The following is a 220-nucleotide window of genomic DNA, read 5'->3' on the forward strand; positions in this document are numbered from 1 at the left end:
CCATTACGACCGAAGTGCAAGCCGATGGCACCTTTAGTGTAGATGTGCCTAATGAGTTAAGTGAAGGTGAATTTACCGTTGAAGTATCGATCACCGACTCTGCAGGTAATGAAACCACAGCCACCACAACTGGTGAGGTTGATACCGCAGCGCCCACAGTAATAATTGATCCGGTGAGTGATACTAATGACACCACACCGACTATTTCAGGCACAGCAAC

The 220-nt window shown here is 47.7% G+C and carries 1 protein-coding gene; it reads left to right on the forward strand.

Features of this window, described 5'->3' with window-relative positions:
• Positions 1 to 220: Ig-like domain-containing protein (locus tag AN391_RS20650; RefSeq protein WP_235576518.1), on the forward strand; the 220-nt coding region annotated here is incomplete at both ends.

Source organism: Pseudoalteromonas sp. P1-13-1a, assembly GCF_001401875.1.
Lineage (GTDB): Bacteria > Pseudomonadota > Gammaproteobacteria > Enterobacterales > Alteromonadaceae > Pseudoalteromonas.